Source organism: Streptomyces sp. WAC07094, assembly GCF_036320405.1.
GTDB lineage: Bacteria > Actinomycetota > Actinomycetes > Streptomycetales > Streptomycetaceae > Streptomyces > Streptomyces lannensis.
In genome coordinates this window covers 7,070,680-7,094,699 of sequence record NZ_JAVMJZ010000001.1, presented here as the reverse complement: position 1 = coordinate 7,094,699, position 24,020 = coordinate 7,070,680, and the positions used below count along the sequence as shown (strand labels likewise).

The following is a 24,020-nucleotide window of genomic DNA, read 5'->3' as shown; positions in this document are numbered from 1 at the left end:
TCTCAGCCGGCGCCCCGCTGCCGCAGGACCGAACCCGTCCTGCCCTTGACGACCTCCAACTGGGCGTGGACACGGCGCCGCAGGTCCGCGACATGGCTGACGATGCCCACACTGCGGTCGCGTTCCCGAAGCGAGTCGAGGACGTCGAGGACCTCGTCCAGGGTCTGGTCGTCGAGGCTGCCGAACCCCTCGTCGATGAACAGTGTGTCGAGGCGGACACCACCGGCCTCGTCGGTGACGACGTCCGCGAGTCCGAGGGCGAGCGCCAGGGACGCGAAGAACGTCTCCCCGCCGGAGAGGGTCGCCGTGTCCCGCTCCCGCCCGGTCCATGCGTCGACGACGTGCAGGCCGAGGCCGCTGCGGCCGCGGCCCGAGCGGTCGTCCGAGTGCACCAGGGTGTAGCGGCCCGAGGACATGCGCTGCAGTCGCACGGTCGCGGCGGCCGCCACCTGTTCGAGACGGGCGGCGAGCACATACGACTCCAGGCGCATCTTCCGTTCGTTGTCGGCGGAGGTGCCCGCCGCAAGCGAGGCCAGCCCGGCCACGCGGTCGTACTCCTCGCGCAGGGGCGCCAGCCGGTGGACGGCCACGCCCGCACGCACGGACAGCCGGTCGAGTTCGCTGCAGCGGCGGGCCGCGGCGTCCTGGACGGAGACCGCCTCCTGGAGCCGCCGGACAGCGGCTTCGGCGGCCCGTTCGACGTCTTCGAGGTCCGCGGGCGGCTGCTGCGCGGCCGCCACGGTGTCGGCGTCGGTGAGCACCGCGCGCACGGCGGCCTCCTCCTGCTGCCAGGCGTCGAGCCGCCGCTGCAGATCGCGATGCGCCTCGTCGTCGAGGAGCGCCTCGGCAGCCGCCCGGGGGGTGTCGAACCCGGCGCGGAACGCCGCGTCGGCGAGGCGCGCGTCGGCGTCCTTCAGCCGCTGCGCGGTGTCCTGCGCGGCGCGGGCGGCGTCGGCGGCGTCGGCGAGCAGCGCGGCCCTGCGCTCCAGTTGCCCCGAGCGCGCCGAGACACTGGCCGCGTCACCCCGGGCGCGCAGCAACTCCTCCTCCAGCAAGGCCTGTTCGCGGTCCAGGGCGTCCCTGCGGGAGATACGGGCCGCCCCGCGCAGCGCGGCCTGCTGCCGGTCCGCCGTGCGCCGCTCCCACTCGTGCTCGTTCCGCCTCGACTCCTCCTGCGCGGAGTGGAGTCGTGCGGCGCCGGCGCGCGCGGTGTCGTAGAGCCGCTCCAGTTCCTCCCACTCCTCGGCCAGCAGGGACGTGGGGGCGTCCCCGGCCTCGGCCGTCGCCGCGGCGAGCGCCTCCCGGACTAGGCCGAGCCGCCGCTCGTCCTCGGCGCGCTGTTCGTCGGCGTCACGGTGAGCCGCGAGGGCCCGCTCCTCCGCATCGCGGTCGACGTGTCCGGCGACCTTCTGCGCGGGCGCGGGGTGTTCCACGGCGCCGCACACCGTGCAGGGCTCGCCGTCGACGAGCCCTGCCGCGAGTTCGGCGGCGATGCCCTTGAGCCGCCGTTCCTTCAGGTCGAGCCAGTGTTCGCGGCTCTTCAGCGCGCGTTCGCGGGAAGCCAGGGTACGGGCCTGGGCCGCCTCGGTGTCCCGGGCCAGCTCGTCACGCTGACGTGCCGCCCTCAGCCGGCGCTGCGCGGGCTCGCGCTGCACCGCGAACTGCTCGGCCCGGCCGGCGTCCTGCTGTGCCGCGTCAATCCGGGCCTGCAGGTCCGCCCGGACCTTCTCCCAACCGGCCAGCCACTCCTCGGCATCCTGCAGGACCGTCTCGTCGGCACGCTCCTCACGCTCCAGATCCGCACGCTCCGCGGCGAGTCCGGCCAGACGCTGTTCGGCACGGCGGGCCGACTCGAGTCCGCCGAGCTCCTCGGCGACCCGACGGGCCGCGGCGGCGAGCCCCGCCGCCCCGTCCTGGGCGAACGTCCCGGGCAGCCGAGTACGCGCGCGTGCCTCGTCGCTGGCGGCCTGACGATGCTCGGCCTCCGTGGTCTCGCGCAGGTCGAGGGCGGGCGCCACCCTCTCGGCCTTGCGGGAGCGCTCGAGGCGCGCCTGTGCCTCGCTGCGCAGGCCGGCCCGCTCCTCGAGCAGTGCCGCCCGCTCCCGGGCCTCGGCGAAGATGCGCTGGAGCCGGGCCCGTTCGCGCGTGCCACCGAGCAGTCCCTCGGCCTCGGCCCGCAGCGACTCTGCGGCGGTGCGGGCGCAGTGTGCATGGGTGAGCCGCTCGCGGGCGGTGCTGCGGGCGACCGCGGCCCAGCCGAGAACGGCGTCGGCGAGCCCGGGGTCGCCCGGGGCGAGCTCCGGCAGGGGCAGGGCGTCACCGGCCGCCTGCTGCATCCGGTGGGCGTCCGCCAGCAGCACGGCGTCACCGTCCCGCACCCCGGACTCGGTCGCCCTGCGCCGCTCGGCGAGGCGCTTTTCGACCTCGGCGAAGCGATGGGTGTCGAAGAGGCGCCCGAGCAGTTTGCCGCGGGCCTCGGCGTCGGCGCGCAGAAAACGGGCGAAGTCGCCCTGCGGCAACAGTACGACCTGGCAGAACTGCTCCCGGCTCATGCCGAGCAGCTGGGTGATCTCCTCACCGATCTCCTGGTGGGAACGGCTGAGGTCCTTCCAGGCGCCGGCCGCCGTGTCGTACTCGCGCAGCCAGGTCTGGGCCTTGTCGGTCGTCGTACCGGTGCCGCGCTTCTTGGGGCGCTCCCACGGCGGTTGCCGGGTGACCTCCAACCGGCGTCCGGCGACGGTGAGTTCGAGCCTGATCCCGGTGCGCGTCTCCGGGGCCGCGTGGTCGCTGCGCAGGGTCACGCCCTGGCCGCTCTGCCGGGCGCCGGGCACGGCCCCGTACAGGGCGTAGCACACGGCGTCCAGCACGGACGTCTTGCCGGCGCCCGTCGGTCCGTGGAGCAGGAACAGACCGGCGGTGGAGAGCTCGTCGAAGTCGACCCGCTGGGTCCCGGCGAAGGGTCCGAAGGCGGTGATGTCGAGCCGGTGCAGCCTCACTGGGCTCCCTCCGTGTCGGGCGGGCGCACGGTCACCGGGCGACCTCCCGGACCGCCGCGTCGGCGCGCGCCGCGTCGAACGCGTCCTGGAGCACGAGCCGTTCCCGCTCGTCGGGCCCCGAGCCGCGTACGTGCGCGACGAAGTCCTCCGCGATCTCCTGGTCGGAGCGGCCCTCAAGCCGGCGGGCGTACGACGCCCCGGGCTCCTCGGGGGCGCGCTCCGGTTCGAAGACGAGGCTGAGCGTGTGCGGGAAGCGCTCGGCCAGCCGGGCCATGGGCTCGGCGGGCCGGACCGGATCGGTGAGGGTGGCCTCCACCCACGCCTCTTCGTGGCGCGCCAGCTCCGGATCCTCGAGCAGGCCCTCCAGCCGACCCCGGATCCGCGCGAGGGGGCGCGGCACCGGGCAGTCGAGGCGCTCCGCCGTGACCGAGCCGTCGCCTCCGAGGTCGACGAGCCACATGCTCTTGCGGTGACCGGCCTCCGAGAAGGAGTACGCCAAGGGGGAGCCGGAGTAGCGGATCCGCTCACCGAGGGTCTGGCTGCCGTGGAGATGTCCGAGCGCCACGTAGTCCACGCCGTCGAAGACACCGGCGGGGACCGCCGCGACACCGCCGACCGTGATGTCCCGCTCGCTGTCGCTGGACTCTCCGCCGGTGACGAACACATGGGCGAGGACGACGGAGCGTGTGCCCGGCGCGCGCGTGGCGAGATCGGCCCGCACCCGGTCCATCGCGGCCGTCAGCACCGCTTCGTGGCCCGCCTGCTCCACCATGAACTCGTCCTTGACCAGGGCCGGTTCGAGGTAGGGAAGGCCATAGAAGGCAACGTCCCCGTGGGTGTCGGACAGCACGACCGGCGTCCCGCAGGCCGCGGGATCCGTCCGCAGATGGATGCCCGCACGCCCGATGAGCCCCGCGCCGACGCCGAGACGGCGCGCCGAGTCGTGGTTGCCGGAGATCATCATCGTGGGGACGCCGAGGTCGGCGAGCCGGTGCAGGGCGTCGTCGAACAGCTCGACGGCGGCGAGCGGCGGCACCGCACGGTCGTACACGTCTCCCGACACGACCACCGCGTCCACACCGCGTTCGCGCACGGTGGTGACGACGTGGCGGACGAACTCGGCCTGGGCGTCGAGCATGTTCACCCGATGGAACGCCCGGCCCAGATGCCAGTCGGAAGTGTGCAGCAGCCTCATGATCCCCGAGACTAACGGGCGGGTCCGACACCACGGGCGGTTACTCCCGTTTCGGCCCCTCGGGGCCGGCTGCCCTCGGACGTCCCCGTCCGTCCGTCATGCGTCCCCGTAGGCCTCTCCGCCCGTTTCGAACCCGGCCGTGCCCGCGGTGACGTCGGCCAGCCACGCGCGGAAGGCCTCCACCTCGGAGTCCGGCAGACCGATCTCGATCGTGACGGCCTCCCCGTACCGAACGGCCCGCACCGCACGTCCGGTCGACCGCAGGTCGTTCTCCACCTTGCCCGCCCGCTGGTGGTCGACCGTCACCGTGGCGAGCCGGAAGCGGCGGCGGGTGATCGTCCCGACGGTGTCCAGGGCCTCCCCCACGGCACCCCCGTACGCCCTGATGAGTCCACCGGCGCCCAGTTTCACGCCGCCGTAGTACCGGGTGACGACGGCGACGACGTAGCGCATGTCGCGGCGCAGCAGCATCTGGAGCATGGGCACGCCTGCGGTGCCGCCGGGTTCGCCGTCGTCGCTCGCCTTCTGCACCGCGGCGTCGGCGCCGATGACGTACGCGTAGCAGTTGTGGCTGGCGTCGGCGTGTTCCCTGCGGACGGCGGCGATGAAGTCCTGGGCCTCCTGCTCACTGGCGGCCGGGGCCAGCGCGCACAGGAACCGGGAGCGGTTGATCTCGGTCTCGTGTACGCCCGCGCGGGCGACGGTGTGGTACTCGTCCTGCATCGGACCAGCGTATGGGGCGCGATCAGGAGGTCGCGGGGAGGGTGAGGCCGGTGCCCGGGAGGAGGTACGCCCCGGACACGTAGGTACCGGGACGGGCCGTCACGGAGTTCTCGGGCACCGATCGGTTCGCCTCGAGGATCTCCTCCCATTGCCCCGGATCGCCGAGGTACCGGGCGGCGAGGCTGCACAGCGTCTCTCCGCTCGCGACCCTGTGCGTGGTCGTGGGTCGCCCGGTCTGCGCCATGGTGGACGGGGCGGCAAGCGAAGGGGACTGCGAGGGAGGAACCGAGGTGGGCGACGAGGCCGGCGGACCGCTGGGGAACGCGGTCGGCGCGCTCCTGGCGGGATTCGGCGGCGCGCTGCCGTCCTGCGGGCCCCGCGAGGGCACCCCGGGCGCCCGCGACGCCGTCGGGGCCACCGGACCGCTCGCCGTGAGCGGCGCGGACGCCATCGACTGCTGAGCCACCGAGGGAGCCGACCCGGTGCCGTCGTGGGTGGGCGGGTGTTCCTGGGGCGCCGCACCGGTCGGTGCGGGGACGTTCGGATATCCGGGCGGCAGCGCGTAACCCGGTGCCACGACGACCGGATACCCCGGCGGCACCACGTAGACCGGCGGCGGGACGGCCGCGTACCCCGGCGGCAGGGCGTAGGCCGTTGCGGGGGCGCTCGGATACCCCGGCGGCAGCGCGTACCCGGGTGGCGGGACGACCGGATAGCCGGGCGGCTGCGCGTAGGCCGTGGGCATCGACGACTTCTCCTGTGACCGGTCGTTGTCCCCAGGCGGCGCGTCGGCGTACCCCTGCGACGGCGAGTCCGGACGACCGGGGGGCTCCACGGCCGATGACGCCAGGGGTGCCGGGCTGTTGGCGACGGTCGAGGAGCTCGGCATCAGGGTCATGGCGCCTGCTGCCACCGCCATGCCGGTGGCGGCCGCCAGGGCAAGTCGTACGCCGGGGCGTATTCGCTGGGCGGGGGGTTCGCAGGACGGATCGCGTCGCATACTCCACCTCCAAGCCTGCATGCACGGAATGTCACTCTTTCGTGACGATATGTGATTCGAGTGGCTGACGGCCTTCAGAGGTAGCCCGGAGGAGTGGCGTCACCGGTCCCGCCCGCGGTGCCCCTGCTCCTTCCCTCCCCGCGGCACGATCACGTCCGTCAGGAGTGCCGTGCCGGCGGCCAGGGAGTCCCAGGTGTCTCCGTGCCAGGCGAGAACCGCGATCCCCGAGGTGGGGAACTTGGCCCTGACCCGGTCCACGGTGTCGCCGAGGCCGTCCCCGGCCAGTTCGAGGATCAGGTCCGTGAGACCCGGGTTGTGGCCGATCAGCAGCAGCGCCCGCGCCTCGGTGGGCGCGTGGTGCACGCTCTCCAGCAACTCGGGCACGTCGGCGGCGTACAGCTGCGCGTCGAACCGCACGGGTGGCGGGGTGCCCCACTGGGCAGAGGCCAGCTCCCAGGTCTGGCGGGCGCGGACGGCCGTCGAGCACAGGACCAGATCGGGCAGCCAGTCGGACTCGGCGAACGCGCGTCCGGCCGCCGGCGCGTCGCGGCGGCCGCGCGGGGCGAGCGGCCGCTCGTGGTCGGGTACCCCGGCGGGCCAGGCGGACTTGGCGTGCCGGAGCACCACGAGTCGGTGCAGCGGGCCGGCCGGGGACCGGGTGATCATGCCGAGGCCCCGATCTCCCGGGTCAGTTCCAGACCGAGCAAGCGGTCGGCGTAGGCGTAGGCCTCGAAGCGAGCCCCGTCCGGCATGTCGTCGGCGGCCTCCACACGGCGCAGCGTCGCCAGCACGGCCGGCACGTCGAGGTCGTCCTCCCAGGCGGTGCGCAACGCCTCCCGCACCTCTTCAGGGACGGGCCTGGAGGGGCGGGTTGCCCAGCCGGCGACGGCCGCGCGCCAGCGGTCGAGTGTGTCCCGTGCCTCGGCCAGCGCTGCCGCGCCGAGATCGACGGGCTGCCGGCGCCCCTGAGCGAGCAGGGCGAGGCGTACGGCCGACGCGGGGGCGGCGGTGCCGGCGGGGCCGGTCACCGGGGCGACCTCGACACGCACCCCGTCGGGTGCGGTGTCCTGCCCACCGACGACGTGCAGCACCCGTCCGACCCCCGGGGCGTCCGGCTCCGCCGGCCGGATACCGAGTTCGTCGGCGCGTGCCCGGAGCGCGGGCGTCGGGGCGGCGACCGTGACGACGGGTGTTCCGCCCATCTCCAGGGCCCGGGCCAGCACGTCGGCCGTCAGCAGGACCCGCAGGGCCGAGGTGTCGGCGGCGGTCACATGCGCGTGGACGCGCACGAGACCCGGACGGACGTCGATGGGCTCGCCGCTGCGGGCGTCGAAGATTCGGAGCACGCAGCGAGCGTAGGCGCGCGAGCGTCCCGGCGCGGGGAAGCGGGCGGCTTTCCGGACACACAGCCCTCGGGTCACGAACCGGTGTCCCGCGGTTCCGGGGGAATCCCGGTGTCCGGCTCGCTGTTGCCCCCACAGCAGCCGGGGCGGAACTGCCGCACCGGGACGTCGAAGGAGACCGGCCGTGTACGGCGACTCAGCAACGATCCGCAAGATCCTCACCGAGCTGGGCGACACCTGGGCCGTCGTGGGCCTGTCCACGAACCAGGACCGTCCCGCCTACCGGGTCGCCGCCGTCCTCCAGCGCTTCGGCAAGCGCATCGTGCCGGTCCACCCGAAGGCCGAGACGGTACACGGCGAGCAGGGCTACCCCTCGCTGGACGCCATCCCGTTCCCGGTCGACGTGGTCGACGTCTTCGTCAACAGCGATCTGGCGGGGCCGGTCGCCGACGAGGCCGTCGCGATCGGCGCCAAGGCAGTCTGGTACCAGCTGGGCGTCGTCGACGAGAAGGCGTACGACCGCGCCCGGGCGGCCGGCCTGGAGATGGTCATGGACCACTGCCCGGCGATCGAGATCGGCAATCTCGCCTAGAAGACTCATGAAGATCTTGGTGGGGCTGTCTGGTTTCTGGGCCGGGTGGCCCCTTGGTCTATGCGGTGGCGGGGTTGATCGTCCAGGTGTTGCCTGTGCGGGTGAGTCCGAGGTTGATCAGTCGGCGGAGGTTGAGGGCGGCGGCTCGGGTGTGGAGCCAGGTGTCGTTGGCGATGGTGCCGCGGTAGCGGAGTCTGCGGTTGCCGTGGTGGACGAGCCAGGCGACGGCGCGTTCGACCGGTGGTCTCCAGCGGCGGTAGTCGGCTTGCCAGTCAGGGTCGGCGGTGGCCTGGCGGCGGGCGGCCGCGAGCAGGTCGTGGTGGGGACGGATGGTCAGGATGCGGCCGGCCTTGGCTTTGGTGCACCGCTCACGTAGGGGGCATCCGGTGCACAGGTTCCCGAAGGCAGCCTTGCGCTGGTTGTTCTGCCCGCCGGGGTCCGACAGGGGGACGGTGTGTCCAGCGGGGCAGCTCACCGTGGCGGCGGCGGTGTCGATACGGAAGTCGTCCAGGGTGAAACCGCCGGGGACGGCAGGCCGTAGCGGGGCGGGTTTGAAAAACAGCCGGTGGCCTGCTGCTTCGAGGGCCTGGCGGGCCTCGCCGGTGGAGTAGGCGGTGTCGCCGAAGGCGTCCACCGGCCCGTCTTCCTCGGCGAGCAGGTCCACGCCGATGGTGGCCTCGTGGTGCTCGGGCCCGACACCGGGGGTGAGGGTCACAGCGGTGTATAACGCGGTCTCCGGCTCGATGGCCAGGTGGGCTTTGTATCCGTCCTGCTGGTGGGTGCGTGTCTTGTGGATGTGCCGGGCTTCGCCATCGACGGTGGAGACCATCCGGTCGTAGGCGGTGCCCCGAGTGATGCGCCAGCGCCCGTCACGGCCGTCGGAGTCCTCGGCGGGTTCGACGTCCTGTCCGGCGACCAGGGCCAGCAGGCCCACCGCGTTCGCAGCCTTCTCACCGAGCTGCTGGTCAGGCAGGTGGCCCAGCAGCCTGAGCGCGTCACCGACGAGGGAGTCGACGAGGTCGGCGCGGGCCTGCTCATCGTTCCAGGCGATGCGCGGTTTGCCGGGATCGGTGTAGTCGTGCGCGGTGCACTGCACGGCCGCGATCTGGTCGGCGCCGGGAACCTCGCGGATCACCGCGCGGATGGCGGCGATGATCTGGGTGACGGTGTCCTGGGTGGCGACCGCGTCGTCCAGCACGGTGGAGTCCAAAGCCCGCCGGTGCTTGCCCTTGAGGACACCGGTCGCCTTCACCACCTCCCGCACCGCCTCGAAGACCCGATTCGGCCGGGCCGACCGGGAAAGGCGGCGGCGGAAGTAGGCCAGCAGCGACGGATCGAACGCCATGTCGTGCAGGCCGAGTCCGCAGGCGGCCTTCCACCGCAGGTCGCACCGCAGTTCCTGGACCGTCTCGAAGTCCGACAGCCCGTGCAGGGCCTGCAGCGTGACCGCCGAGGCCAGGATCTGCGGCGGCATGCTGGGCCGTCCGTTCCCCGAGGGGTACATGTCCGCGAACATCTCCGCCGGGAACAGCGCACCGCGGTGCTCGGCCAGGAACGCGAACACACTCCCTGCCGGGATCAACTCCCGGCAGGTCTCCCACACATCCGGCCCGACCGTCTCCCCGACCCATTCCCCCATCACCACACAACGAGTCTGGCCCCACCGCTCACACGGTGGGGCCAGAACCCCAAGATCTTCATGAGTCTTCTAGGGCTGCCTGCCGACCCGATCCGAACGGCAGCCCGCTAGTCCTCCGTCATGCGTACGACCGCCAGCGTGATGTTGTCGGGGCCGCCCGCCGCGATGGCGGCCTTCCACAGCTCGAAGGCCGCCCGGCAGTCGTCCTGCTCGCTCATCACGTCCTCGATGACCTCCGTGGTCAGCGGGTCGGTCACACCGTCGGTGCAGATGAGGTAGCGATCGCCGGGCGACAGGCTCGCGGTGGCGACATGAGGCCGGACGGCGCGGTGGGTGAGGCTGCCGCCCAGGCACTGGGTGACCAGGGACGTGGTGCGCTGCCCGGGCTCGACCGGTGGGCTGTCGTCCACGCTGACCTGGTGCAGCCCTTCGGGGGAGACGCGGAAGACCCGGCTGTCGCCCACGTTGAACACCAGGAGCGAGTCGGGCTGTACGACGATGCCGGCGACGGTCGTCCCCATGGCGGCGAGCACGGTCGCCTCGTCGCCGCCGGACGCCTCGAACACGGCGCGGTTGCAGGCGTCCAGGGCGTCGCGTACGGCCTCCTCGTCCGTCAGGACGGCGCCGACCGACGCGAGCCGGCGCGCCACCAGGGAACTGGCCACATCGCCGCCGGGGTGCCCGCCGAGCCCGTCCGCGACGGCGACGACGAGCGGCGTCCCCGGTGGAAAGAGCAGGGTCTGCGGATTCTCGGTCACCGTGGCGCACAGGGTCCACGGTCCGACGACAAGACTGTCCTCGTTCCGCTCGCGCAGCAGCCCCGGATGACTCAGCGCGCTCACACTCACGTAGGGCATCGGCGCCACCGCCTTCCCGTACCGGACAGAGCTTCGGAAGCCGGGCCTCCGTTCCCAGTCTAAGAACCGGTCCCCTCGGCTGCCGGGTCCGCCCCCACCGGCCGGTGCGGCCCGTCCGGCACCCGCCCGGCGTGCAGGGCGGAAGGCCGTCGCGCGACCTAACGGGTGAACGAATGTGCGGGTCACGCGTGTTCGGGTTGCTCGCGCGGTTATGGTCGATATCGCGAAGCTACTGGTCAGGCGGCGACGAGGAGTCTGCCCCGGCACCGCCAGCGTCGACGAGACGGGGCCGTACAGGTCGCCGAACTCGCCGGACTCGAAGACGCCGTCCCCGCCGGACTCGCGGGACAGGACACACGGCAGTGGCGCCGAACCGCTCGACCACGAGCGCCACACCATGCCGACCGGGTGGAGGAAGGCTTCCTCGCTGGGGTCCGCCCCGCTCCCGGGACCGTGCCGCCAGGTCCGCAGCCGGCGGGCGCTGCGAGATGACAGGTGTCCGCCTGCCTCCGTGGAGGCCTTCGCACCATGGCGAAGCCTCCCGGAAGCAGCGGCCGGTACCGTCCGGGAGGCACTGTGTGGACCGTGCTGGAGCAAGTGGCCGCTGCCGCGCCGCAGCTCTTCCTCTACGTCGTGGGCCTCTTCGTCGTCATGATCCTGCTGTCGCTCCTCATCAGCCTGCGCCGTGCGGAGGCGGCGGATCGTCCCGAGATCATCAGGGCCCTCGCGGACCTGATGGCCTCCTTCTGGAAGAGGCGGTGACGGCCGTGTCAGCGGGCCAGCCGCGCCAGCAGCGACGATGCCGAGGTGATGCCCAGGGCCGCGGCCACCAGGAGGACGGCGAAGTCGGACAGCAGATGCGAGGGTGTCCCGAGCAGCAGTCCGCGCAGGGCGTCGACCTGGTAGCTCAGCGGGTTGACCTTGCTGATGGCCTGGAGCCAGCCGGGCATGACGGACACCGGGTACAGGGCGTTGGAGCCGAAGAAGAGCGGCATCGTGATCGCCTGCCCGATGCCCATCAGCCGGTCACGGGTCAGGACGATGCCCGCGATCGTCATCGACAGGCAGGAGAAGAAGGCCGAGCCCAGCACGACGGCCCCCGCCACGCCGAGCAGCCGCAGCGGGTTCCAGGTCATCGCGACCCCGAGCACCGCGGCGATCAGCACGACCACGATCGCCTGGATCAGCGCCTTGACCCCGGCCGCGAAGGCCTTGCCCGTGATGAGCGCCGAACGCGGGGTCGGTGTGACCAGCAGCTTGGTCAGGATTCCGGCGTCCCGCTCCCAGATGATCATGATGCCGTAGAAGATGGCGATGAACATCGCGGACTGCGCGATGATGCCGGGGGCCAGGTAGTCGAGGTACGGGATGCCCCCGGTCGGGATCGCCCTGATCCGGGTGAACGTCTCACCGAAGATGAGCAGCCAGAGCGCCGGCTGGATGGCGCGGGTGTAGAGCTCGGTGCGGTCGTGGCGCAGCTTCTGCAGCTCGACCGCGCACAGAGCCGCGACCCGCGCGGGCAGCACCTTCCAGCCGGTACGGGCCCGCGGCGGGACCACCAGCAGGTCGAGGTCGGCCAGGTGCACGGGGTCAGCCGACACGGGACGCGGTGCGGCGGGTGCTTCGGACATCGCGGAAGTCTCCTGACTGATCGTCGAGTCCGCTGCCGGCGACGTCACGGAAGACGTCTTCCAGCGTCGGCAGCGGGCCTTCGGTGCCGAGCCGTTCCCTGAGACCGGTCCTCAGCTCGTCGGGGGTGCCGAGGGCGCGGACGCGGCCGCGGTGCATCAGGGCGAGCCGGTCGCAGTACTGGTCGGCCTCGTCCATGTAGTGGGTCGTGACGAGGACGGTCATGCCGGTGGCGGCACGCACGGCGTTGATGTGTTCCCACACGTTGGTCCGGGCGATCGGGTCGAGGCCGATGGTCGGCTCGTCGAGCATCAGCAGCCGGGGCGCGCTCACCAGGGCCTGGGCGAGTTCCAGCCTGCGGACCATGCCGCCTGAGTACGTCCTGGCCAGCCGGTCGGCCGCGGCGGTGAGATCGACGGCTTCCAGCGCCTGCTCGACCCGCCGGGCGCGCTCGCGCCGGGAGACGTCGAAGACACGGGCGAACAGGGCGACGTTCTCCCGCCCGGTGAGCCCGGCGTCGGCCGAGAGCTGCTGCGGCACATAGCCCAGCAGGCGCCGTACGGCCATGCGTTCGCGGGTCGCGTCGTGGCCGAAGACACGGATCCTGCCGGCCGGCACCGGGAGCAGTGTGGTGATGCAGCGGATGGCCGTGGTCTTGCCGGCTCCGTTGGGGCCGAGCAGTCCGAACACCTCGCCGTCGCGGACGGACAGGTCGAGGCCGTCCACCGCCTGCGTCTCCCCGAAGGAGTAGCGCAGTCCGTCACAGGTGACGGCGTCGACCGCCGGGGCCCCGTCGTCCTTCGCGTTCCGCGTCATGTCTCCTCGGCCTCCTCGTGCAGGTTCTCCGCCAGCTTGCGCAGCGCCGGAAGCGCCGCCTCGAGCGCCTTGCGGTCCATCTCGTCCAGGTGGCCCACCTGGCGGCGCACCAGGGCCGTGCGCCGCTCACGCCAGTCACGCAGCCGTGCCTCCGCCGCCTCCGTGGGCAGCAGCCGCGCGGCCCTCCGGTCGGCCGGGTCGGTCTCGCGGACCAGATAGCCGTCCCGGACCAGGTGGTTGACGAGCGTCGAGACCGAGTTGCCCGCAAGATGCAGCTCCCTGGCGGCCTCCGACACGCCCATCCCCGGTCGTGCCGCCACCAGACGCAGCAGCTCGACCTCCGCACCCCGCAGCGGTGGCGAGGTCATCCCACGGCGCAGATGCCGCCGTATGAGCCGCTGCACTCCGAGAAGTGCGTCGGCCAGGTCGTCGGGAAGGCTTTCCGATTCCACACCAAGACATTAGCTCTGTGTCAGAGGTATTCGGGGAAAGAGAGGGTCAAGACAGTGGCAGGAAGCGCCATCGCCCTCGTCAGTGGTGGTGGGGTTCGTCCCGGTGGACGGGGCCGTGCGGGGCCTCGCAGTGCCCGGGGTCGCCGGCCGTCTCCCGCTCCCCCGGCAGGGCCAGCTGAAGGACCTCCTCGGCGGCGTGGTCGACCTGAAGGGTGGTGTGGGTGATGCCGTAGCCGCTGCGCAGCACGTCCTCCAGGTCGCGGCGCACGGCGTGGCAGTCGCCGCCCGGTTCGACCAGCACATGGGCGGACAGCGCCGACTGACCCGAGGTGATCTGCCAGACGTGCAGGTCGTGCACCTCGACGACGTCCGCACGGGCGACGAGCCGGTCGCCGAGCGCGTCCGGGTCGACATCGACGGGCGCCGCCTCCAGGAAGATCCGGCCGGAGTCACGCAGCAGTCCGTACGCGGCCTTCACCATCAACGCGACGACCACGAGCGTGGCGATGGCGTCGGCGCGCTCGAAGCCCGTCGTCACGACCACGAGCGCGGCGATCGCGGTACCGACGAAGGCGAACAGGTCGTTCAGGATGTGCTGGTAGGCGCCCTCGACATTGAGCGAGGAGCGGTTGGCACGAGAGATGCACCAGGTGGCGGCCACATTGACGGCGATGCCCACGAGCGCGGTGACCAGCATCGCGATGCCCGCCACGGCGGGCGGGGCGATCAGCCGCCGCACGGCCTCGTACGCGAGCCAGGCGCCCAGCAGGAGCAGGGTGAGCCCGTTGGCCTGGGCCGAGAGGATCTCCGCGCGCTTGAGTCCGTAGGTGAAGCCGCCGCGGGCCGGGCGGGCGGCGAGCCGCATCGCGACGAGAGCGAGCACGATGGATGCCGCGTCGGTGAGCATGTGGGCCGCGTCGGAGAGCAGGGCCAGGGACGACGCGAGGACACCGACGACCACCTCGGCCGCCATGAACACGGTGATCAGGGCGAGTGCCAGGCCGAGCCAGCGCCGGTCGGCGTCCGCCGACACACCGTGGGAGTGCCCGGAGTGCCCTCCGGGGCCGTGCTCGTGACCGTGGCCGCTCATGTGGTCCGCCTTCCCCCTCGTATCGGGTCCCTGGACGGCAGTGAAACGCATAACGGCACCCCGCGGCAAAGGCTGCACCGGTGACCGTTGTCATGTCCGATAGTACGCCGCTGACCTGCGTAAACGCCGCACGACGAGGTACGGCGCCGCTTATACGCCGATGGCCCCGTCGATACGCTCCCGCAGCAGGTCGGCGTGGCCGTTGTGCCGGGCGTACTCCTCGATCATGTGGATGAGCACCCACCGGAGCGAGACGGTGCCGCGCCAGGAGTCGTGGCCCTCGACGTCGAGATGGGGTGCGTCGGCGACGAACGCCTCGGCGAAGGCGACCTCCTCGCGCCAGGCCTCCCAGGCCCGGGAGACGACGTCCGGATCGGGCACGGCACCGGTGAAGTCGCCGTCGGGCTCCGAGGGCGAGGAGAACCGGGGGGATGCGTCCCGCCCCGCCAGGACCTGCCGGAACCAGCGACGTTCGACGTCGGCGAGATGGCGTACCAGACCCAGCAGCGAGAGCGTGGACGGTGCCACCGAGCGCTGCGACAGCCGCGTCTCGAGGCCGGCGCACTTGAGTTCCAGCGTGGCGCGCTGAGCGGCCAGGAAGTCGACGAGAAGGGCGCGTTCGCCGCCCGTGGCGGGGCCGAGGGTGCGGGGATCGTGCTCGGCGGGGACGAACATCTCGGCTCTTCTGGTCATGGACGTCACGCGCACCATCATCGGCCGTGCGGCGGCGTCAGTCCCCGCATCGGTGCGTGAACCGGTCGACCAGATCGCACCAGCCGGCCTCCACCCGCTCCTCGGACATCCCGCGACGGGTGAGCAGATGGTCGACGAAGACCGTCTCCAGATAGCCCAGCAGGGTGTGTGCGACGAGTTCGATGTCGCCCTCGACCCGGGACTCGCGCAGCAGCATGGACACATGGGTCAACCGGAACTGGTACGGCGCGTTCGTCCGGTGGCGCCGCGGGTCCGCGTGGGCGGCCATGTACAGGTCCCGGTGGGCGTGTTCGTGACGGATGACGCCCATGCCGAAGGCGCGCAGCCGCTCCACGGGAGGCGTCCCGGGGCCGAGCGGCGGCGGGCCGGAGATCAGGGCGGCCTGCAGCTTCTCCTCCTGATGGCTCAGCAGCTCCACCAGCAGGCCCGCGCGGTCCCCGAACCGCCGGAAGACCGTGCCCTTGCCGACGCCGGCGCCGCAGGCGATGTCCTCCATGGTGACGTTCGCTATGCCGCGTTCGGCGGCCAGACGCTCGGCCACTTCCAGCAGTCGCGTGCGGTTGCGGGCGGCGTCGGCGCGCAACTGGGTGGGTTTGAGTGGCGTGAGGGTGCGGTCCGCGGGGTCCTCGCTGTCCGCCTGCGGCGGCACGGGAGCGGGCGGAGGCTGCTCGGTCATGAACCTCAGCCTAGAGCCCGTCGTGCGGACGGTGCAGGCGTCGCGGGGCGTGGCACGCACATCTGCCGCGTTGTCGTCGGTTGCCGACGCTCCGCGTCGTCGCCCTCCTCCGCCTTGCAGCTGCACGCACCACGCCCCGCTCGGGTCGATCGAAAGGCGCAGTGTCCCCCAGCCGACCTGATCCAAACGACAGACCCTAGCGGCGGGAAGAGATTCGGACCTGGGTCCGTTTAGACTCCACGGGAAGTGGACCGCGGTCCGGTTGGAGTGGTACAAACTTCAACGAAGGACCTACCGGTTCCTCCCGGTCCGTCCTGGTCCGGTGGTTTTTATTGCATATTCTGGGAGTGTCGCCATGTCCGTTCGCATCCTCGCCCTCGTCGGCAGCCTTCGTGCCGGTTCGCACAACCGTCAGCTCGCGGAGGCCGCCGTCAAGCACGCCCCCGAGGGTGTGGAGGTGGTGCTCCAGGAGGGGCTGGCCGACGTCCCCTTCTACAACGAGGACATCGACGTCGAGGGCAACGTGCCCGCTGCCGCCGCCACTCTGCGTGCGGCCGCAGGCCAGGCCGACGCCCTGCTGCTCTTCTCGCCCGAGTACAACGGCACCATCCCGGCCGTCCTGAAGAACGCGATCGACTGGCTGTCCCGTCCGCACGGCGCCGGCGCCCTGTCCGGCAAGCCGGTCGCCGTCGTCGGCACCGCCTACGGCCAGTACGGCGGCGTGTGGGCGCAGGACGAGGCCCGCAAGGCCGTGACGATCGCCGGTGGCACGGTCGTCGAGGAGGCCAAGCTCTCCATCCCCGGCTCCGTGGTCCGCTTCGCCGAGACCCACCCGGCCGACGACACCGAGGTCGTCGAGGGGCTGACCAAGGTCATCCAGCAGCTCACGCAGGCCACGCCCGCCGCTGCCTGATCCCCGGGGCCGGCATCGGCCCCGGCACCGATCCACCGCATCGCCAGTGGGCCAGGACACAGCGTCCTGGCCCACTGCCGTTCACTGCTGCCGCCGGACCGGGCACACCGCCGTACGCGCGCACCGGTTCCCTCGTCCGCGTGGTCCGCGAAATCTCTTCACATACCCTTCGCGGCCGCTTCGACACCCCTGATCAGCTGCGGTTTCGGTGTCTGATCGCCCATCAGACGCATGCCCGGGCTTTGCCTGTGCTTCTCCGGCAGGTCGCCTTCGATTGCTTGCATCGTGGCATGGACCACATCACGTTCCTAGTGGCCGTCGTCATCGTCACGGCGCTGGCCTTCGACTTCACGAACGGATTCCATGACACCGCGAACGCGATGGCCACCTCCATCGCCACCGGCGCGCTCAAGCCGAGAACCGCGGTCCTGATCAGCGGGGTGCTGAACATCGTCGGTGCGTTCCTGTCGACCGAGGTCGCGAAGACCATCTCGGGCGGCATCGTGGACGACACACTGGTGACCCCGGGGATGATCTTCGCGGGGCTGGTGGGCGCGATCCTGTGGAATCTGCTCACCTGGCTCCTCGGGCTGCCGTCCAGTTCGTCGCACGCGCTCTTCGGCGGCCTCGTCGGCGCCGTCTGGGTGGGTGCGGGCAGCGACGGCGTGCACTTCGACAAGGTCGTCGAGAAGGTCCTCATCCCGGCGGTCGCCTCCCCCGTGGTGGCAGGGATCGCCGCTCTGCTGGCCACCTACCTGGCCTACCGGATCACCGCCCGTGCCCGCAAGGAGTCGGTGACCCGGGGCTTCCGTCTCGGCCAGATCGCCTCCGCCTCACTGGTCTCCCTGGCCCACGGCACCAACGACGCACAGAAGACGATGGGCGTCATCACCCTCACCCTGATCTCGGCCGGCGCGCTCGGTCACGACGCGGGGCCGCCCGTATGGGTGATCGCGTCGGCCGGTCTGGCCATCGGCCTCGGCACCTACATCGGCGGGTGGCGCATCATCCGCACGATGGGCAAGGGCCTGACCGACATCCAGTCGCCGCAGGGCTTCGCAGCCGAGGCCGCGTCCACGACCGTCATCCTGACCTCGGCCCACCTCGGCTTCGCCCTGTCCACCACCCAGGTCTGTTCCGGCGGCATCCTCGGAGCGGGCCTCGGGCGACGGCTCGCCGAGGTCCGCTGGGGCACCGCCGGCCGGATGGTGATCGCCTGGCTGGTGACACTTCCGGCGGCCGCCCTGGTGGGCGGCGTCTCCGCGAGCGTCGTCAAGCACGGCGGAAACATCGGCACCGCGGTGATCGCCCTGGTCGCCGCCGCCGTCGCCGCGTTCATCGTGGTCGTCTCGCGCCGCAACCCGATTCACGCCCACAATGTGAACGAGAGCCACGAGGTCACGCTCCGTGGCACCACCCCCACGAGCGTCGGCACCGCCGCCTGAGGCAGGGAGAGTTCTAGCCATGCACCTTGACTGGACCGCCCTCGGCGAGGTCACCGCGGTCAGCATCGGAGTCACCGTCGCCGTGGTCGTCGTCTTCGCGCTCGGCGTGCTCGGCATCGCCCAGGTCGAGAGCGCCCGTGAGCGGGACGGCGGTACCCACGCCCTCGGCCTGGCCCAGGCCGGGCTCTGCTTCCTGGCCTGCGCCGCGGTCGTGGGTTACGGAATCTATCTGATCGTGCCGCAGTTCCACTGAGAGAGCGGGAGGAGGACGGATGACACCTCTGGTGACCGATGGCCTGCGGGTCGACTACACCGACCACGACGATCCGGTGTTGCTGCGCCCCGACGGCAGCCCCGTGGACACCTGGCGGGAGAACTACCCGTACGACGAGCGGATGGAGCGCAAGGAGTACGAGTGGCACAAGCGGCTCCAGCAGATCGAACTGCTGAAGCTGCAGAGCTGGATCAAGGCGACCGGCCGGCGGCTGGTGATCGTCTTCGAAGGGCGGGACGCGGCCGGCAAGGGCGGCACGATCAAGCGCTTCACCGAGCACCTCAACCCGCGCGGCGCCCGGGTGGTCGCGCTGGAGAAGCCGACCGAGCGTGAGCGCGGGCAGTGGTACTTCCAGCGGTACGTCGAGCACCTGCCGACCGAGGGCGAGATCGTGCTTTTCGACCGGTCCTGGTACAACCGGGCCGGTGTGGAGCGCGTCATGGGCTTCTGCACCGACGACGAGTACCGCCGCTTCATGCGGCAGGCCCCGCTGTTCGAGCGGATGCTCGTGGACGACGGCGTGGACCTGGTGAAGTTCTGGTTCTCGGTCTCGCAGAGCGAGCAGCGCACGCGGTTCACGATCCGCCAGGTCGACCCCGTGCGGCAGTGGAAGCTGAGCCCGATGGACCTGGCCTCCCTCGACCGCTGGGACGACTACACCGCGGCCAAGGTTTCGATGTTCCGCGAGACGGACACGGAGTACGCGCCGTGGACCGTGGTGAAGAGCAACGACAAGAAGCGGGCACGCGTGGAGGCGATGCGCAGTGTCCTCGCCCGCTTCGGCTACACCGACAAGGACGAGGAGATCGTCGGCAGCCCCGACCCCAGCATCGTGGGTGCGGCTGTGAACCTGCTGGAGGCGGGCGAGGACGACAGCGCCCACTGAACCGCTCTGCCCGAGCGCCGGGGCCTGCGGCGCGCGGCGGCCACGGCCTCGCGCGCCCGCGGTACCCGGCGCTTCGTCGTGCGGCCCGTCGACCGCCGGTCCGCGTGGTGCCCGTGGGCCGCGCGGACGCGGCGTGGGCCGCTGACCTCACCGTCCCGATGACGGCGTTCACCCGCCGCGCGAGGGTCGACCGGCCGGTGCGCGGGCCGGAGGGTCAGTCGTGGGCGGGGCGGTTGCTGAGCCGGTGGTCGGCCAGGCTGAGCGCCTCGTCCACGACCCGGCGCAGATGGCCGTCGCGCAGCGAGTACACCACCCGGCGGCCCTCCTTGCGCGTGTCGACCAGGCCCGCGAGCCGGAGCCGCGCCAGATGCTGGCTGACGGCGGGGCGCGCAGCGCCGCACGCCTCGGTGAGCGTGGAGACGTCGGCCTCACCCCCGGTCAGGGCGTGCAGCAGGGCGAGCCGGGTGCGGTCACCGAGCAGGGAGAGCAGCTCGGCGGCCAGCGCGAACTGTTCGTCGCCTGGGGTCCGGGGGTGCCCCGCGGCCGTGCCGTCCGTGCGCGACTGCGCCGGTTTCGCAGCTGACAGGTGCATGCGTGCGCTCATACGCACATAATGGCTCCGTAGGGGGAACGCGTCCACATCGCGGCGAAAGGGGTCCTCAGGTGAGTCACGACCACGAGGCGCACGGACACGCGCACGTCCACCACCACCACCACCCCGCACACGAGCACCCGCACCCTCGTCCGCGCGGCCTCGGCCTCCTGCCCCGTATCCGTCATCTCCTCACACCCCACTCCCACGAGACCGCGGACAAGCTCGACTCCGCACTGGAGTCCTCCGCCCGTGGCATGCGCGCACTGTGGGTGTCGCTGGCCGTGCTCGGCGGGACGGCCCTGGCGCAGGCGGTCGTGGTCGTGATCTCCGGGTCGGTCGCGCTGCTGGGCGACACCGTGCACAACGCCGCCGACGCCCTGACCGCGGTGCCGCTCGGCGTCGCCTTCGTCCTGGGCCGCAGGGCGGCCACCCGCCGTTTCACCTACGGATTCGGCCGCGCCGAGGATCTCGCGGGCATCGTGATCGTGCTGACCATCGCCGCGTCCGCCGCGTTCGCCGCCTGGGCGGCGGTCGAGCGGCTGCTCGACCCGCGTCCCGTGCAGCACATCCCCGCCGTCGCCGTCGCGGCCGTCATCGGCTTCGCAGGCAACGAGTGGGTCGCCCGGCACCGCATCCGGGTGGGCCGGGCGATCGGCTCGGCGGCACTGGTGGCCGACGGGCTGCACGCCCGTACCGACGGATTCACCTCGCTCGCGGTGCTGATGGGCGCGGGCGGAGCGGCGCTCGGCTGGCAACTCGCCGACCCGCTCGTGGGGTTGGCGATCACGGCCGCGATCGTCCTGGTGCTGCGGGACGCGGCACGCGAGGTCTTCCGCAGAGTGCTCGACGCCGTGGAACCGGCGCTGGTGGACCGGGCCGAGCAGGTGCTGCGCGGTGTGCCGGGTGTGCGCGAGGTCGGCGAACTGCGGCTGCGCTGGATCGGGCACCGGCTGCGCGCCGAGGTGGCGGTGGTGGTGGACGGCGAGGTGAGCGTACGACGGGCGCACGAGATCGCGGTCGCGGCCGAGCACGCCCTGCTGCACGCCGTCCCGAAACTCACCGCGGCCCTGATCCACCCGGATCCGGCCCCGGCACCGGGCGAGACGGACCCCCATCTGGCCCTGGCCCACCACGGTCACCCGGGGGCCTGACGGGCCGGCTCCTCGCGCCGATCGCGCCCGGCCGCTCGGCCGTCCCTGCGCACGCCCCGATCCGCGCGGCGGTCAGGCCCCCAGGCCCTCGAGCACCACCGCGTTCGGCAGCTCCGCGAACGCCTTCCCAGGCACCAGCAGCTTGCCCCGGCGCCGGCCGCTGCCGACCAGCACATACGGCAGGTCGACGACCGCCGAGTCCACCAGCACCGGCCAGTCGGCGGGCAGTCCGATCGGCGTGATGCCGCCGTACTCCATCCCTGTCTCCCCGGTCGCCACGTCCATCGCCGCGAAGGACGCCTTGCGGGCACCCAGTTGACGGCGGACCACGCCGTTCACGTCGACCCGGGTGGCGGAGAGGACCACACAGGCCGCCAGCGTCGTCTCACCACCGCGCTTGGCCGCGACGACCACGCAGTTGGCGGACCGGTCGAGGAGGTCCTTGCCGTAGTGCTCCAGGAAGACCGCGGTGTCGGCCCAGTCCGGCTCGGTGTCGACGTAGACGATCCGGTCGGCCGGCACGGCGCCGCGCCAGGCCCGTACGGCGTCCGCCACCGGAGCGGTCAGCTCGTCGAGGCAGTCGGGGGCGGGCGTGGCCTGGTCGAAGTCTCCGATGGGTGCGCGCATGACCGCACGCTAACAGCCGCGGGCGGGCCGCCGGCGGGGCGTCTCAGCGCACGGGCGGCACCGAGATCGACATGACCATCTCCATCGGCACGTCGCCGTCGTTGCCGTAGGTGTGCGGGGTGTCCGCCTCGAAGGAGGCGCTCGCACCGGTCGGGACGAGGTGCGCGACGCCGTCCACGGTGAGGGTCAGTTCGCCGGTGGTGACGTGGACGAGTTCCACCGTCCCCGAGGGGTGCGGATCGGAGGCGCTGCTGTCGCCCGGCATCAGCCGCCAGTCCCACATCTCCAGCGGTCCGGGGGCCTCTGTCCCGGCGAGGAGTCGGTTGTAGCTGCCCGCGTCGGTGTGCCACAGCCGTACGGCCTGGTCGGCGGGCACGATACGGACCTTGGGGCCCTGCTCGTAGTCGAGCAGGGTGGTGATGCTGACGCCGAGCGCGTCGGCGATCTTGACCACCGTGCCGATGCTCGGGTTGGTACGGGCCTGCTCGATCTGGATGAGCATGCCGCGGCTGACTCCGGCGCGGGCGGCGAGCGTCTCCAGGGTGAAGCCCCGCTCGGTCCGCCAGCGCTTGACGTTGCGCGCCAGGGACTGGGTCAGCAGGTCGAGATCCGACACATTCCGTCCAATATTGTGTATGACAGAGTCCATCAGAATGAACTATGGTGTGGTGCACCTGACCGTTCACTGCACTGTACTGCGAGGCGGCCCATGACAGCACTGTTCGCCCTGGCCACCAGCCTCCTGTGGGGGCTGGCCGACTTCGGCGGCGGCCTGCTGACCCGGCGGATGCCCGCGCTGACGGTGGTGGTGGTGTCTCAGACCATCGCGGCGGCGGTCCTCGGCGCGCTCGTGGTGGCAACGGGCGGGTGGAGCGAGGCGGGACCGCGGCTGTGGTTCGCGCTCGCGGCCGGCCTGGTCGGGCCCGTCGCCCTGCTCTCCTTCTACCAGGCACTCGCCCTCGGCCCGATGGGTGTCGTCTCACCGCTCGCCACCTTGAGCGTGGCCGTGCCCATCGGGGTCGGGCTCGTGCTCGGCGAACGCCCCGGGCTGCTCCAGGCCGCCGGGATCGCCGTCGCCGTGCTCGGCGTGGTCCTCGCGGGCGGACCGCAGCTCAGAGGCGCGCCGGTGCAACGGCAGGCCATCCTGCTCACCCTGGTCGCGGCGCTCGGCTTCGGTACGGTGTTCGCGCTGATCGCCGAGGCGTCGACCACGGTGACCGGGTTGTTCCTGGCCCTGTTCGTGCAGCGCCTCGCGAACGTCGTCACGGGCGGTGCCGCCCTGTACATCGGCATGCGCAGGGGCGCCGCGGCCCTCCCGGACGAAGGCCTCCCCTGGCGTTCCGTCCCCGCCCTCGCCTTCGTCGGACTCGCCGACGTCGCCGCCAACGGCACGTACGCCCTCGCCGCCCAGCACGGTCCGGTCACGGTGGCCGCCGTGCTCGCCTCGCTCTACCCCGTCGTCACGGCGCTCGCCGCGCGGGGCTTCCTCAGCGAACGGCTGCGCCCGGTGCAGGCGGCGGGCGCGGGCCTCGCCCTGGTGGGCTCGGTACTGCTGGCCACCGGGTGAGTCAGGCCTCGGCGTCCAGCTCCGCGAGCCGGGCGACATCGCCGTCGTCGAGCTCCGAGAGCGCCAGCAGCTGCTGCGGCGTGACACCGTCCGGGATCGGCACCGGGGCGGGTGTCCTGAGCGGCGGCTGCCATCCGGTGTCCGGGGTCCAGCGCCGCACGACCCGCGCCGGAGCCCCGGCCACCACGGCATGGTCCGGCACATCACCGCGTACGACCGCCCCGGCCGCCACCACCACGTTCCGCCCGATCCGGGCGCCGGGAAGGATCACGGCGCCCGTGCCGATCCAGCACCCCGGGCCGATCTCCACCGGCTCCATGCGCGGCCACTGCTTGCCGATGGGCTGATGCGGGTCGTCGTAGGAGTGGTTCGTGGAGGTCACGTAGACGTAGGGCCCGAAGTAGCAGTCGCTGCCGATGGTGACCGTGGTGTCGGCGATGACGTGGCTGCCCCGGCCGAGGACGACGCCGTCACCGATGCGCAGGATCGGCTCGGGGCCGAGGTCGAGGTCCGGCATCAGCCCGGCGGTCAGCGTGACCTGCTCGCCGATGATGCAGTGGGAACCGAGATGGATCCAGGGTTCGCCGAAGACGGTCCCGAGCGGAAAGGCCAGCCTGGTACTCGTTCCCATCGCGCCGAAGCGGAAGCGGCCCGGGCGCTCGGCGGTCACGGAGCCCGTGCGCTGCACCCAGGCCCAGCCCGCGTGCACGGCCCGCTGCGCGAGACCGTGACGCCATGACGAGAACGTGTTCTTGCTCCTGGGCACCCGCTCACGGTACTCAGCGCCGGGTACGCCGATGCGTCAGGACGGCTGTGATCTTCGCCCTACCGATGGCGTAC

Annotated in this window: 26 protein-coding genes; 8 read left to right on the top strand and 18 right to left on the bottom strand. The window is 72.1% G+C overall.

Annotated features, from left to right (window positions below):
* Positions 1–2: 2 nt before the first annotated feature.
* The 6 genes from RCR19_RS31570 to RCR19_RS31545 all read right to left on the bottom strand — a co-directional run bounded on the left by RCR19_RS31570 (position 3) and on the right by RCR19_RS31545 (position 7,260).
* Positions 3–2,996 carry an SMC family ATPase gene (locus RCR19_RS31570; RefSeq protein WP_331268198.1) on the bottom strand — a complete coding sequence of 998 codons (2,994 nt, stop codon included), beginning with the start codon at positions 2,994–2,996 and terminating at the stop codon, positions 3–5.
* Between the two features lie 31 nt (positions 2,997–3,027).
* Complete coding sequence (locus RCR19_RS31565) at positions 3,028–4,191, bottom strand: exonuclease SbcCD subunit D (RefSeq protein WP_331268197.1); 1,164 nt, start codon at positions 4,189–4,191, stop codon at positions 3,028–3,030.
* A 96-nt stretch (positions 4,192–4,287) separates the two neighbouring features.
* The gene (locus tag RCR19_RS31560; RefSeq protein WP_331268196.1) at positions 4,288–4,914 is read right to left on the bottom strand and encodes a YigZ family protein; all 627 of its coding nucleotides are present in this window, start codon (positions 4,912–4,914) and stop codon (positions 4,288–4,290) included.
* Between the two features lie 22 nt (positions 4,915–4,936).
* Entirely contained in the window at positions 4,937–5,914 is a 978-nt protein-coding gene (locus RCR19_RS31555) for a hypothetical protein (RefSeq protein WP_331268195.1), read from the bottom strand.
* 99 nt (positions 5,915–6,013) lie between these two features.
* The gene (locus tag RCR19_RS31550) at positions 6,014–6,580 is read right to left on the bottom strand and encodes a histidine phosphatase family protein (protein WP_331268194.1); all 567 of its coding nucleotides are present in this window, start codon (positions 6,578–6,580) and stop codon (positions 6,014–6,016) included.
* Positions 6,577–7,260, bottom strand: coding sequence for a hypothetical protein (locus tag RCR19_RS31545; protein ID WP_331268193.1), 684 nt, complete (start codon positions 7,258–7,260; stop codon positions 6,577–6,579). The genes RCR19_RS31550 and RCR19_RS31545 overlap by 4 nt, the downstream gene beginning before the upstream one ends.
* Positions 7,261–7,441: 181 nt before the next feature.
* Between RCR19_RS31545 and RCR19_RS31540 the strand changes: the two genes are divergently transcribed.
* Complete coding sequence (locus RCR19_RS31540) at positions 7,442–7,849, top strand: CoA-binding protein (RefSeq protein WP_331268192.1); 408 nt, start codon at positions 7,442–7,444, stop codon at positions 7,847–7,849.
* Between the two features lie 58 nt (positions 7,850–7,907).
* On the opposite strand, the gene RCR19_RS31535 is transcribed toward RCR19_RS31540, so the two are convergent.
* Entirely contained in the window at positions 7,908–9,488 is a 1,581-nt protein-coding gene (locus RCR19_RS31535) for an IS1182 family transposase (protein WP_331269605.1), read from the bottom strand.
* Between the two features lie 107 nt (positions 9,489–9,595).
* Entirely contained in the window at positions 9,596–10,345 is a 750-nt protein-coding gene (locus RCR19_RS31530; RefSeq protein ID WP_331268191.1) for a PP2C family serine/threonine-protein phosphatase, read from the bottom strand.
* A gap of 585 nt (positions 10,346–10,930) precedes the next feature.
* Between RCR19_RS31530 and RCR19_RS31525 the strand changes: the two genes are divergently transcribed.
* Complete coding sequence (locus tag RCR19_RS31525) at positions 10,931–11,107, top strand: hypothetical protein (RefSeq protein ID WP_331268190.1); 177 nt, start codon at positions 10,931–10,933, stop codon at positions 11,105–11,107.
* An 8-nt stretch (positions 11,108–11,115) separates the two neighbouring features.
* Here RCR19_RS31525 and RCR19_RS31520 read toward each other — a convergent pair whose 3' ends face one another.
* The 6 genes from RCR19_RS31520 to RCR19_RS31495 all read right to left on the bottom strand — a co-directional run bounded on the left by RCR19_RS31520 (position 11,116) and on the right by RCR19_RS31495 (position 15,722).
* Positions 11,116–11,976 (bottom strand): ABC transporter permease, encoded by an 861-nt coding sequence (locus tag RCR19_RS31520; protein WP_059126662.1) that lies wholly within the window; start codon positions 11,974–11,976, stop codon positions 11,116–11,118.
* Positions 11,936–12,790, bottom strand: coding sequence for an ATP-binding cassette domain-containing protein (locus tag RCR19_RS31515; protein ID WP_331268189.1), 855 nt, complete (start codon positions 12,788–12,790; stop codon positions 11,936–11,938). The genes RCR19_RS31520 and RCR19_RS31515 overlap by 41 nt, the downstream gene beginning before the upstream one ends.
* Positions 12,787–13,242 (bottom strand): MarR family transcriptional regulator, encoded by a 456-nt coding sequence (locus RCR19_RS31510; protein ID WP_331268188.1) that lies wholly within the window; start codon positions 13,240–13,242, stop codon positions 12,787–12,789. The genes RCR19_RS31515 and RCR19_RS31510 overlap by 4 nt, the downstream gene beginning before the upstream one ends.
* Before the next feature lie 79 nt (positions 13,243–13,321).
* A complete protein-coding gene (locus RCR19_RS31505; RefSeq protein WP_331268187.1) occupies positions 13,322–14,332 on the bottom strand; it encodes a cation diffusion facilitator family transporter in 1,011 nt (336 codons plus the stop codon).
* Between the two features lie 150 nt (positions 14,333–14,482).
* Complete coding sequence (locus RCR19_RS31500; protein ID WP_331269604.1) at positions 14,483–15,007, bottom strand: DinB family protein; 525 nt, start codon at positions 15,005–15,007, stop codon at positions 14,483–14,485.
* 55 nt (positions 15,008–15,062) lie between these two features.
* Positions 15,063–15,722: a helix-turn-helix domain-containing protein gene (locus RCR19_RS31495; protein ID WP_331268186.1), complete on the bottom strand. Its 660-nt coding sequence runs from the start codon at positions 15,720–15,722 to the stop codon at positions 15,063–15,065.
* 355 nt (positions 15,723–16,077) lie between these two features.
* On the opposite strand from RCR19_RS31495, the gene RCR19_RS31490 reads away from it, so the two are divergent.
* From RCR19_RS31490 to ppk2, 4 genes are all read left to right on the top strand, one after another.
* The gene (locus RCR19_RS31490; protein WP_059126656.1) at positions 16,078–16,635 is read left to right on the top strand and encodes an NADPH-dependent FMN reductase; all 558 of its coding nucleotides are present in this window, start codon (positions 16,078–16,080) and stop codon (positions 16,633–16,635) included.
* 290 nt (positions 16,636–16,925) lie between these two features.
* The gene (locus RCR19_RS31485; RefSeq protein ID WP_331268185.1) at positions 16,926–18,080 is read left to right on the top strand and encodes an inorganic phosphate transporter; all 1,155 of its coding nucleotides are present in this window, start codon (positions 16,926–16,928) and stop codon (positions 18,078–18,080) included.
* Between the two features lie 19 nt (positions 18,081–18,099).
* The gene (locus RCR19_RS31480) at positions 18,100–18,333 is read left to right on the top strand and encodes a hypothetical protein (RefSeq protein ID WP_331268184.1); all 234 of its coding nucleotides are present in this window, start codon (positions 18,100–18,102) and stop codon (positions 18,331–18,333) included.
* 19 nt (positions 18,334–18,352) lie between these two features.
* Positions 18,353–19,240 carry a polyphosphate kinase 2 gene (gene ppk2, locus RCR19_RS31475; RefSeq protein ID WP_331268183.1) on the top strand — a complete coding sequence of 296 codons (888 nt, stop codon included), beginning with the start codon at positions 18,353–18,355 and terminating at the stop codon, positions 19,238–19,240.
* Positions 19,241–19,454: 214 nt separating this feature from the next.
* On the opposite strand, the gene RCR19_RS31470 is transcribed toward ppk2, so the two are convergent.
* On the bottom strand, positions 19,455–19,844 hold the full coding sequence (locus RCR19_RS31470) for a metalloregulator ArsR/SmtB family transcription factor (RefSeq protein ID WP_331268182.1): 390 nt from the start codon (positions 19,842–19,844) through the stop codon (positions 19,455–19,457).
* Between the two features lie 59 nt (positions 19,845–19,903).
* On the opposite strand from RCR19_RS31470, the gene RCR19_RS31465 reads away from it, so the two are divergent.
* Entirely contained in the window at positions 19,904–20,986 is a 1,083-nt protein-coding gene (locus RCR19_RS31465; protein WP_331268181.1) for a cation diffusion facilitator family transporter, read from the top strand.
* A 72-nt stretch (positions 20,987–21,058) separates the two neighbouring features.
* On the opposite strand, the gene RCR19_RS31460 is transcribed toward RCR19_RS31465, so the two are convergent.
* Both RCR19_RS31460 and RCR19_RS31455 read right to left on the bottom strand, forming a co-directional pair.
* Positions 21,059–21,613, bottom strand: a complete 555-nt coding sequence (locus RCR19_RS31460; RefSeq protein WP_059126650.1) for a YbaK/EbsC family protein — start codon at positions 21,611–21,613, stop codon at positions 21,059–21,061.
* A 43-nt stretch (positions 21,614–21,656) separates the two neighbouring features.
* On the bottom strand, positions 21,657–22,229 hold the full coding sequence (locus RCR19_RS31455) for an XRE family transcriptional regulator (RefSeq protein WP_331269603.1): 573 nt from the start codon (positions 22,227–22,229) through the stop codon (positions 21,657–21,659).
* 93 nt (positions 22,230–22,322) lie between these two features.
* Between RCR19_RS31455 and RCR19_RS31450 the strand changes: the two genes are divergently transcribed.
* Positions 22,323–23,180, top strand: a complete 858-nt coding sequence (locus tag RCR19_RS31450) for a DMT family transporter (RefSeq protein WP_059126648.1) — start codon at positions 22,323–22,325, stop codon at positions 23,178–23,180.
* A gap of 1 nt (position 23,181) precedes the next feature.
* On the opposite strand, the gene RCR19_RS31445 is transcribed toward RCR19_RS31450, so the two are convergent.
* Positions 23,182–23,946 (bottom strand): acyltransferase, encoded by a 765-nt coding sequence (locus RCR19_RS31445; RefSeq protein WP_331268180.1) that lies wholly within the window; start codon positions 23,944–23,946, stop codon positions 23,182–23,184.
* Positions 23,947–24,020: the final 74 nt, after the last annotated feature.